The 3,316-nt window shown below is 40.2% G+C and carries 2 protein-coding genes; one reads left to right on the forward strand and one right to left on the reverse strand.

The genetic code is table 11. The features are described 5' to 3' along the window. Positions 1 to 798: grasp-with-spasm system SPASM domain peptide maturase (gwsS, locus tag ASE55_RS03235; RefSeq protein ID WP_056215499.1), on the forward strand; the 798-nt coding region annotated here is incomplete at its 5' end. 9 nt (positions 799 to 807) lie between these two features. Here the strand turns inward: gwsS and ASE55_RS03240 are convergent. Further along, entirely contained in the window at positions 808 to 3,240 is a 2,433-nt protein-coding gene (locus ASE55_RS03240) for a transketolase C-terminal domain-containing protein (protein WP_056215500.1), read from the reverse strand. Between the last annotated feature and the right edge of the window lie 76 nt (positions 3,241 to 3,316).

A 3,316-nucleotide genomic window follows, 5' to 3' on the forward strand; every position in this document is an offset into this window, starting at 1 on the left:
AAATATAGTACTATATTTAATTTAAATAATTACCTTATTCAATTAGAGGAATTAGGCTGTTTTGATGTTTCAATAATATTTTATGAATTGTTAAGTGAGAAATTATTTATTGATATATTTAATCAGATTCCCCAAAATAGAATTAAATCTGTTGAAATATTGTCAAAATGGTATGATGGCATAAATGATTCACTATTTTCAAGTATTAATGAGTTTTGTCCTCAAATTGTAAAGCTTTCTTTTTTTGCTTGTCCTTTTGAAAAATCAGAAACTTGGGATAAGGATAAAAATATTCTTTTTGACAGACAGTTTGTTTCTACAGATATCACAAATTTCACCCACTGTGGTAAGGTTGAACCTAAATACTTTAATACTCATATTAATAAGGTTTTAGAAGCTATTAATCACAATTCATGTCTTCATAAAAAAATTGCAATTGATACTGACGGCAATATAAAAAATTGTCCCGCAGTACCTGAAAGTTTTGGAAATATTAAAACGACTCCTCTTAGAGAAGCATTAAACAGATCTTCTTTTAAAAAATATTGGAATCTTACAAAAGATAATATTGAAGTTTGCAAAGATTGTGAATTCCGCTATATCTGTACTGATTGCCGAGCCTTCACTGAGAGAACTCACATCAGCAATGAAATGGACATTTCAAAACCTTTAAAATGCGGTTATGATCCTTATTTAGGAGAATGGAAAGAATGGAGTATTAATCCTCTGAAACAAAAAACAATACAATATTATAAAATAAAACCGCCTTCAAAAGAAAGCGGTTCAAATTTTATCTGAAATCCTCCATTAAAATATCGCTGGATATTTCTGAGGGTTGGTTTCATTAAATAAGGCATAAATTCTTTCTACCATATCATCAGAAGATGGCTTGCTGAAATAATCCCCGTCACTTGCATACGCCGGTCTGTGGTCGTTGGCAGCGATCGTCAGAGGATCAGAATCCAGGTATCTGAATGCTTTCTGCTTTTCTAAAATCTGCTGAAGGATAAACGCTGAAGTTCCGCCCTGCACATCTTCGTCAATGACCACCAAACGGTTGGTTCTCTTCACGCTTTCTGCAATTTCATGGGATAAATCAAATGGAATTAAAGACTGGACATCAATAACTTCTGCAGAAATTCCTAATTTTTCCAGTTCTTCTGCCGCTTCCATCACAATTCTCCAGGTTGAACCGTAGGTTACTAATGTAACGTCTTTTCCTTCTCTGGTTACCTCGATTTTCCCGACAGGCACCGTGAATTCACCCAGGTTATCAGGCTGTTTTTCTTTTAGTCGGTAGCCGTTTAAGCACTCAACAATTACTGCAGGATCGTCGCTCTGAAGCATCGTATTGTAGAACCCGGCAGCTTTGGTTAAGTTTCTCGGAACCAATACCAGAATCCCTTTGGAAAGGTTTAAAATCCCTGCCATCGGAGAACCGGAATGCCAGACACCTTCCAGCCTGTGGCCTCTTGTCCTGATGATTACCGGCGCTTTCTGGCCGCCTTTCGTCCTGTACTGAACGGTTGCCAGGTCATCGCTCATTCCCTGTAAGCAATACAGGATATAGTCCAGATACTGGATTTCAGCAATCGGTCTCAGGCCTCTCATTGCCATACCGATACCCTGGCCCAAAATGGTAGCCTCGCGGATTCCCGTATCCGCCACACGAAGTTCACCGTATTTTTCCTGCATTCCTTCAAGGCCCTGGTTTACGTCACCGATATTTCCGGCATCTTCACCAAAGACTAAAGTTTCAGGATATTTCTCAAATATTTTATCGAAATTATTTCTTACCACTACCCTTCCGTCAACATCTTCTGAGCTGTCGGAATAGACTGGTTTGATTTCTTTTACGTTTTCAGCCCTCCACTGAGACTGGGAATACAGATGGGAAGAATAGTTGTCTTTCTCCACCTCGAAAATCTCATGATACTTCTGCATCAATTGACTTCTTTCTGCAGAATCTGTTCCTCTTGTGGCCAGCAAAGATTTTCTTACCAGATGGAAAACATCTTTCTTAGCTTTGGAAACTAATTTATTATACTGATTAACATAGGTTTCAATCTCAGCGTGCTTGCTTTTCAGATTCTCCACCAAAGGCAGAACTGAAAAAGCCAGTTCGGTAATGGTTTTCTGGTAATTTTCCCAGGCATTTTTCTGTCCGGATTTTACAGCTTTTTTAGCTTCCTCGTCGATAGCCTCCAGATCTTCAAGGCTGGCAATGATCTGTTCTTGTCCGTCAATTTCAATGGAATAGTTCAGAATCCATTCCCTGAATTTTACCAGGCCGTCAAACTGGGATTCCCAGGCCAGACGCTCCTCGTTTTTATATCTTTCGTGCGATCCTGAAGTTGAGTGGCCCTGAGGCTGTGTTACCTCAATCACATGAACAACTACGGGAACACTTTCCACCCTTGCAAACTGCTCGGCTCTTGCGTAGGCATCCAGCAAAGCCGGATAGTCCCATGCTTTTACCTGGATAATTTCACACCCCTGGAATTCACCTTCTTTTCTCTGGAAACCGCTCAGCATTTCAGCGATATCCGCTTTTGCCCGCTGCTTCATCGTAGGAACCGAAATTCCGTAGCCGTCATCCCAGATGGAAACAACCATAGGAACCTGAAGCGCACAGGCGGCATTCAGTGTTTCCCAGAAATGGCCTTCTGCGGTAGAAGCATCGCCGATGGTTCCAAACGCAATTTCATTTCCGCCTTTCGAAAACTTTTCAGAGCCTTCAAACTGTACGGTTTTGTATATTTTTGAGGCCTGCGCCAATCCTAATAATCTCGGCATCTGCCCTGCTGTAGGGGAAATATCAGAAGAAATATTCTTCTGGGCTGTCAGGTCTTTCCAGCTTCCGTCTTCATGTAAACTTCTGGTGGCAAAATGCCCGTTCATCTGTCTTCCTGCAGAAGCAGGCTCTCTTTCTACGCTGGTATCGGCATACAACTGGGCAAAGAAACTTTCAACCGTTAACGCATCTACGGCCAATGAAAAAGTCTGGTCTCTGTAATATCCCGAGCGGAAATCCCCATCTCTGAAAACCTTCGCCATTGCCAGCTGAGGAAGCTCCTTACCATCCCCGAAAATCCCGAATTTAGCTTTTCCCGTTAACACTTCCCTCCTTCCCAGATAAGACATTTCGCGGGAAATTCTCCCAAGCTTATAATCTTCAAGTATCTGATTTTTAAAATCTTGAAAAGAAATCTGTTGTGTTTCAATATAAGTTGTCTGCATAAACCAATAAAAAAGTTTTTTGTTCCTCAAGTATTTTGCTAATATACACTTTTTAAATTAATTTTAATTTTCAATA

The sequence above is a fragment of the Chryseobacterium sp. Leaf201 genome, assembly GCF_001421435.1.
Taxonomy (GTDB): domain Bacteria; phylum Bacteroidota; class Bacteroidia; order Flavobacteriales; family Weeksellaceae; genus Chryseobacterium.